The sequence below is a fragment of the Cellulomonas composti genome (assembly GCF_007990245.1).
Taxonomy (GTDB): Bacteria; Actinomycetota; Actinomycetes; order Actinomycetales; family Cellulomonadaceae; genus Cellulomonas; species Cellulomonas composti.
Map to the genome: position 1 here is coordinate 58,843 of NZ_BJWG01000016.1, position 6,264 is coordinate 65,106.

Here is a 6,264-nt window from a genome sequence, read left to right on the forward strand (position 1 = left end):
CACGATCCGCGTCACCTGGAGGTACCGCGGTGATCCGTCCGACCCGTGCGCTCCTGGCCGTCGCCACCGTGGTGGCGAGCACCGCGGCGCTGTCGTTGACGTCGCTCGCAGGCCCGGGGGCCACGCCGGCCCTCGCGGCCGACCGCTGCGACTACGTCGCTCCCACGCGCGGCTTCACCATCCTCGTGCGTGACGACGCGTCGGTGGCCGGTGCGGAGGTGGAGGGGACGGTCGCCGTCGGAGGCGCACTGACGTGGGGCTCGACCTTCGACGTGCGGCACTCGACGGGGCTGACGCCGCAGGACTACGACCTGCCGACCCTGACGGTCGGCCCCGACGCGCTCCCGGTGCGCCTGTCGGCCGGGTCGTTCGACTTCGCGGGGTCCTCGGGCAACCTGCAGGTGGGCAGCTCGGCCGACGACGCCGCGGCGCCCAGGGGCTACATGCTCACGGGCGCCGAGACCTGGACGAACGAGCGGCTCTCGGGCGACGAGGTGTTCGTCGACGCCGGCGGGCCGGCGGCGCGGGTGCTGCCGCCCGAGTCGCCCGCCTCCGACGCGGAGCTCGACGCGTGGATCGCCGCCCGGCTGGGCCCGCTCGACGTGAGCCCGCTGACGAGCGGCTTCCCGCAGCTCGAGGAGAGCGCGCAGGCGCTCGAGGACCTGACGGGCGAGTCCGACGGCGTCTCGGAGGTGGCGCTGCAGGGCACCGCACCCGAGAAGCGGCTCGAGCTCGTGCCGGGCGAGGTGAACCTGCTGTCGGTCACGCCGGAGGCGTTCGCCGGCGTCACGGCGGTCTCGTTCTCGGGAGCCAGGCCGAGCGAGGACACGTTGCTCGTCGTGCGGCTGCGCGGCGGCAACGGGACCACGTTCACGATCCCGCGCCTGAACGGCGCGAACGACGCCGGCAACGACAACCTCTTCTCGCCGTGGGTCGTGTGGGCCTACGCCGACGACGGTCCGCTCGTGCTGAACGGGACGGACCGGCTCACGGGCACGCTGCTCGTGCCCGCGGCCGACCTGACGCTGAACAACCCCAGCAGCGTCGAGGGTCAGGTCATCGCGCGCACGCTCGTCAAGCCGAACGGGACCGGCGAGATCCACCACTACCCGTTCCTGGGCTGCTCGCCGGTCGAGCCGCCGATCCCGCTCTCGCAGGTCGCGGGCCGCAAGGCCGTGCTCGACGTCGAGGGCGAGTTCGACGAGCTCCCGACGGAGTTCGCGGTGGCCTACTGGCTCGACGGGGTCCGCCAGGCGCCTGACCTCTACCTGGCCGCCGACGGCACGCTGCTCGGTCCGGTGACGGTTCCGGCCGGCATGACGATCGAGCTCCGGGAGATCCTGCCGTCCGTCGACGGCGGCGACTGGGCCGAGCCGCAGTGGAGCGTCTCGGGCGCCGAGGAGATCCCGCCGACGCAGGGCGGTGACATCGCCTTCGTCGTCGGGACGGGTGCGGACATCGAGGTGCACGCGTCCAACACGCTCGTGGGTCAGGGCCGGTTCAGCATCGCGAAGACCGTGACCGACGAGGACGGCGTCGGGTCCGTGCCCGACGAGTTCGCGTTCGAGCTCTGGGTCGATGGCGAACGCCGTGACGACCTCGTGGTGCCGTCGGACGGAACGGTCGTCGGCCCCGTCGACGTCGGCCCGCACGCGACCGTCGAGCTCGTCGAGATCGCGCCCGGCGACCCGCCCGGAGCGTCGTGGCAGGAGCCGACCTGGACGGTCGAGGACGCGCAGGAGGTGCCAGCCGATCACGGCGGGACCGCGTTCGTCGTCGGGCAGGGCAGCGCCGTGAGCTCGGTCGAGGTCACCAACGTGCTCGAGGCGGACCCGCCCGCGCCGCCCCTGCCGGGTGGCTTCACGATCACCAAGGTCGTCGCCGGGGTCGTGGCGCCCGGCGCGGCGTTCACGGGCGGCTGGACCTGTGACGCGGCGGGCGCCGAGGGCAGCTCGGGCGAGTGGGGCCTCGCGCCCGACGAGACCGTCACGATCAGCGGCTTCCCGGCCGGCACCACGTGCACCGTGAGCGAGGACCCCGTCGACGGTTACGACGCCGCGATCACGCCGGCGGACGGCACGTTCGTCGTCGCCGCCGGACAGGTGACGTCCGTCGTCGTGACGAACACGGCGACCGACTCCGGCGGCGGTGACGACGGGGACGGGGACGACGGGGACAGTGACGACGGCGGCACCTTGCCCGTGACCGGTGCGGACGGGACCGGCGCACTCGCGGCGTTCGGTGCGGGCGCGCTGCTGCTGGGGGCTGTGCTCGTCGCGGCGCGGCGGCGGGGCCACTCGCGCCGGGTCTGACCGAACCGGCCCGGTCCGCCGTCAGGGACCGACCGTGAATCGGACCTTGACCAGCACGCCGTAGCGGGTGTCGGCACCGGAGGGCGTCGTCTGGGTCGTCTCGACGTAGCGCAGGCCGAACTCGTACGCGCCGGCTCCGAGCGTGCCGAGCGAACGGGTCAGGGGGTTCGCCTCGAGCTCGTGCGCGCTGCGCCGGTGCTCAGGGTTCGACGGGTCGAGCGGGACCGCACCGAAGTAGGCGCGTACCCACTGACCCGCGTCGCCGGTGAACTGCACCGAGACCGCGCCGGGCGTGACGGTCGTGGTCCCGTCCGGCGACAGGAGCCGGGGGACAAGGAAGTCGTAGGCGGGCGTGCGGTCCGACGAGAGCGAGGTCGCTCCCGTACCGAGCCGCTGCGTCGCGGTGTAGGACACGTCGTGCGTGCGCCCGCCGTCGCCGGCCGTCAGTGACCACGTGCCGTCCGGGGCGACGGTCGCGGTGCCGGCGGGGGAGCCCTCGTCGTCGCTCAAGGAGACGACGGCACCGGGTTCGCCCGTCCCGGAGAGCTGCGGCAGGTAGCGGTTCGTACCGCCGGGGTCGGCCGTGACGAGCACCGGCGCGTCGGGTGCGCGCAGCGCCACGTCGCTGATGCGCTCCGGTCCTTGTCGTCCGCCGGCGGCGTCGACGTAGGCGACGGTGATCGTGTGGGTGCCGAGGGACAGGCCCGGGACGCGCACCGAACCGGACACGCTCGTCGTGCGCGACCCGGGCCGCACCTCGGCGCGGACCGAACCCGGTGCGACCTGCCCGACGGTCGCACCGTCGACGCGGACTCGGACCGGGTAGGGCTGATCGCCGGCGACGGTCACCGCGAGCTCGCCGCCGTCGACGACGACCGAGCCGGCAACCGGGTCGGCCACTGTCGGCAGCACGTAGTGGAACGGGCCGACCGTGACGGGGGACGAGTCGGCGTGGTCGGCGAGACGCTGGACGATGGTGAGCTCGACGGGGTCGGTCGCCGGCTCGCCGGCGCACGTCCGCGTCGGCGTGATCGACCACGTGCCGTCGGCACCGACCACCGTGGAGCCCGCAGTGGTTCCGTCGGTGCAGGAGACGACGATGGTCCCGCCTGGCTCCCCGGTGCCGGCGAGCTGCGGGACGATCGCGAACGTCCCCCCGACGACAGGTCCGTCACTCACCACCGGCGCGGGGGCCTCGGGGGTCGGCTCGCTCGTCGGCTCGCTGGTGGGTTCGCTGGTGGGTTCGTTGGTGGGTTCGTTGGTGGGTTCGCTGGTGGGCTCGCCGGTCGGTTCGCTGGTGGGCTCGGCGGTGGGCCCACCGGTCGGTTCGCTGGTGGGTTCGGCGGTCGGCTCGCTCGTCGGCCCGCTCGGGCCGGACGACGGTGCTGGTCTCGTGGGCTGACCTGGCCCGGGGGCGGCGGGTTCGAGGTCCGTCTCGTCGGCGGCTGTCGGCGGTGGCGCGTCGGTCTCGAGATCGGCGTCGTCGGACTCGTCTGAGGCGACCGGCCCGGGGGCCGAGGTGGCGACCGCGGCCGGAGGCTCGACGGTCTCGCCACCCGAGAACCAGCCGCTCGCGGCGACGGCGAGCGCGCCGACGACCACCACGACCGAGGCGAGCACGGCCGCGACGACGACACCCGGTCCGCCGCCCGCGGACCCGCCGGAGGACCCGCCCGAGCTCGCCGTCGTGCGTGCGGCGGGCGCGGGGGCTCCGCCGGGCAGCATCGTCGGGATGACGGGTGCCGGGATCGCCGAGGCCCCGGCGGTGGGCAGCACCAGGATCCCGGCGCCGAGCAGGGCCGGCAGGAGGATCACGCGCAGGGCGCCGGCGACCTCGTCGACCTCCTCGAGCAGGATCGCGCAGCGCAGGCAGGTGGTGACGTGAGCGTCGACGCGGTCGCGCTGGCGCGCAGTGAGACCGCCGCGCTGGTAGGCACCGAGGCGCTCGACCACCCAGTCGCACTCGGGCGAGCCGCCGCCGCGGCTGACGTGCGCCTGCAGCCAGGCCCGGCGGAGCCCCTCACGGGCGCGGTACGCGAGGGCCGCGGCGGCCGCAGGGGTCAGGCCGAGGAACCGCGCTGCCTCGGCGGTGCCGATCCCTTCGACCTCGGTGTACCAGAGGATCGCGCGCCAGTCGTCGGGCAACGACCGGAAGGCGCTTGCGGTGATCGACCGGTCCAGGCTCGTGTCGGAGAAGTCCGCGACGGGGTCGATCGACTGGGCGACCTCGTCGTTCAGCTCGAGCGGGCGCTCGGTGCCGGACCACGCGATCGACACCGAGCGCAGCGTCGCATAGAGGTACGGCCTGAAGGCATCGGTGGGGCCCTTGCCGGAGCGGATCGCCGAGAGTGTGCGGACGAACGACTCCTGGACCAGGTCGTCGGGGTCGTGCTTGTGCGTGATCCGCACGGCTGCCGCGCGCGCCGCGTGGTAGTGCCGCTGCCACAGGACGCCGAACGCATCGGTGTCGCCCGCCCGCACGGCGTCGACCAGCGCGAGGTCTGACGGTTCGACCGCCGTGCCCTGCTCCATCGTGCCGCCCACCTCTCTTCCTCGATTCTCCTTGCAGGACATGTGCGGCCGGCGCCGATGACGCAGCGTGAGCGGGTGAAAACAGCTCCCGCGCGGGACGGGTGACGCACCTCACATCGGAATGCTCGGCTTTGCCGTCATCAACGAACTGGGCAGGCCTCTACCAGGGAGTTCGAGAGCAGCCCACGTTCCAGGAGCACCAGTGAACTCGTCCCGCACGTCGCACTCCGCTCATTCCCGACCTCCCTTGGCCGCCCGATGGCGGCGCTTGGTGGCGGGAGTCGCGGCACTCTCCGTCGTAGGGGCGGGCGTGGTCGCCGGCACGTCCTCGGCGACTGCCGCGGACGCGTTGTCAGGGAACCCGTTCGCGGGTGCCGCCGGGTTCACCGTCGTGTCCTACGGCGACGCCGACGTCGCCAACCACGAGATCGAGGGCTCGATCGCCGTGGGCGGCGACATCAGGTCGACCTCGGGCCAGGGGCCCTACAACTTGATTCACAAGGCAGCAGGCAACGGCGCTTACGCGCTGCCGGTCTACGACTCGACACCGGTCCGCCTGGTGGTGGGTGGGACGTTCGATCGCGCACACTCGTCGCAGCTGATCCGCGTCTCCTCGGGCGGCTTCTCCGACGCCGCGACGCAGCTCGGTCGCACGGTGATCGGCAACACCACGGGGCTCGGCGTCGCGCCGCGCGGTTCGGGCGTGTGCGTGCAGGCCGACGGCGACAGCTCGTGCAGCGGTGCGGTGATCGAGCAGTCCGTGGCGCCCCAGACCGTCGGCTGGACCACCCAGGCAGGCGCGTTCGACGCCCTTGTCCCGTCCGCCGCGCGCGACACGATGCTCGACTGGAGTGCCGGTCTGGCGTCCGGCGACATCGTGGGCGCCGCGACCGCGACCTTCGGCGGCGACTTCGGGAACCCGATGAACGGCCTCGAGATCGGGATGACCGCGAACGCGACGAACGTGCTGGACGTCGCCGCATCCGCTTTCCCGTCCGGAGACTGGAAGCTGAAGTTCCCGGGAGTGGTGCCCTCGCCGACGTCCCCTCTCGTCATCAACGTGACGGTGCCGGACGGCGGCAACCTCAACTTCCCGATGGAGGCGATCAACCAGTACTCGGGCGGCTCCGACAACAACCTCTTCGCCCGCTACGTCGTGTGGAACATCGTCCAGCCGGCAGGCTCCTCGGTGTACCTCTCCGGGAACGGCATCGTGCCGGGATCGATCCTCGCGCCGAACAGCCACGTGGTCACCGGCTTCTCGGGCCCAGCGGACACGTCGGTCGACAAGGTGCTCGTCGAGGGACAGGTCGTGGCGGCGTCCATCGAGTTCAAGCACTCGGGCGAGGTGCACCACTACGGTTTCGCGGCCGACATCACGATCGCCGGCGGGGGTGACGAGGACGGCGGTGGGTTCTCC

Annotated in this window: 4 protein-coding genes and 1 pseudogene; 3 read left to right on the forward strand and 2 right to left on the reverse strand. The window is 73.0% G+C overall.

The annotated features are described in order from the left end of the window. Positions 1–29 precede the first annotated feature (29 nt). The gene (locus tag CCO02nite_RS14700) at positions 30–2,312 is read left to right on the forward strand and encodes a collagen-binding domain-containing protein (protein WP_146843924.1); all 2,283 of its coding nucleotides are present in this window, start codon (positions 30–32) and stop codon (positions 2,310–2,312) included. 21 nt (positions 2,313–2,333) lie between these two features. Here CCO02nite_RS14700 and CCO02nite_RS16380 read toward each other — a convergent pair whose 3' ends face one another. Further along, a complete protein-coding gene (locus CCO02nite_RS16380) occupies positions 2,334–3,494 on the reverse strand; it encodes an Ig-like domain-containing protein (RefSeq protein ID WP_371862522.1) in 1,161 nt (386 codons plus the stop codon). Here CCO02nite_RS16380 and CCO02nite_RS16415 point away from each other — a divergent pair. Next, positions 3,412–3,714, forward strand: a complete 303-nt coding sequence (locus tag CCO02nite_RS16415) for a hypothetical protein (protein WP_443092616.1) — start codon at positions 3,412–3,414, stop codon at positions 3,712–3,714. The genes CCO02nite_RS16380 and CCO02nite_RS16415 overlap by 83 nt on opposite strands. Before the next feature lie 467 nt (positions 3,715–4,181). Here the strand turns inward: CCO02nite_RS16415 and CCO02nite_RS16395 are convergent. Further along, a pseudogene (locus CCO02nite_RS16395) lies at positions 4,182–4,886 on the reverse strand (sigma-70 family RNA polymerase sigma factor); the annotation flags it as partial. A gap of 268 nt (positions 4,887–5,154) precedes the next feature. On the opposite strand from CCO02nite_RS16395, the gene CCO02nite_RS14710 reads away from it, so the two are divergent. After that, positions 5,155–6,264, forward strand: a 1,110-nt coding sequence (locus CCO02nite_RS14710) for a collagen-binding domain-containing protein (RefSeq protein WP_186812721.1), incomplete at its 3' end; no start/stop codon positions are given.

Excerpts from the sequence above, each read along its gene's own strand:
- CCO02nite_RS16415 (WP_443092616.1), top strand. The coding sequence starts at position 3,412 with ATGGTCCCGCCTGGCTCCCCGGTGCCGGCGAGCTGCGGGACGATCGCG.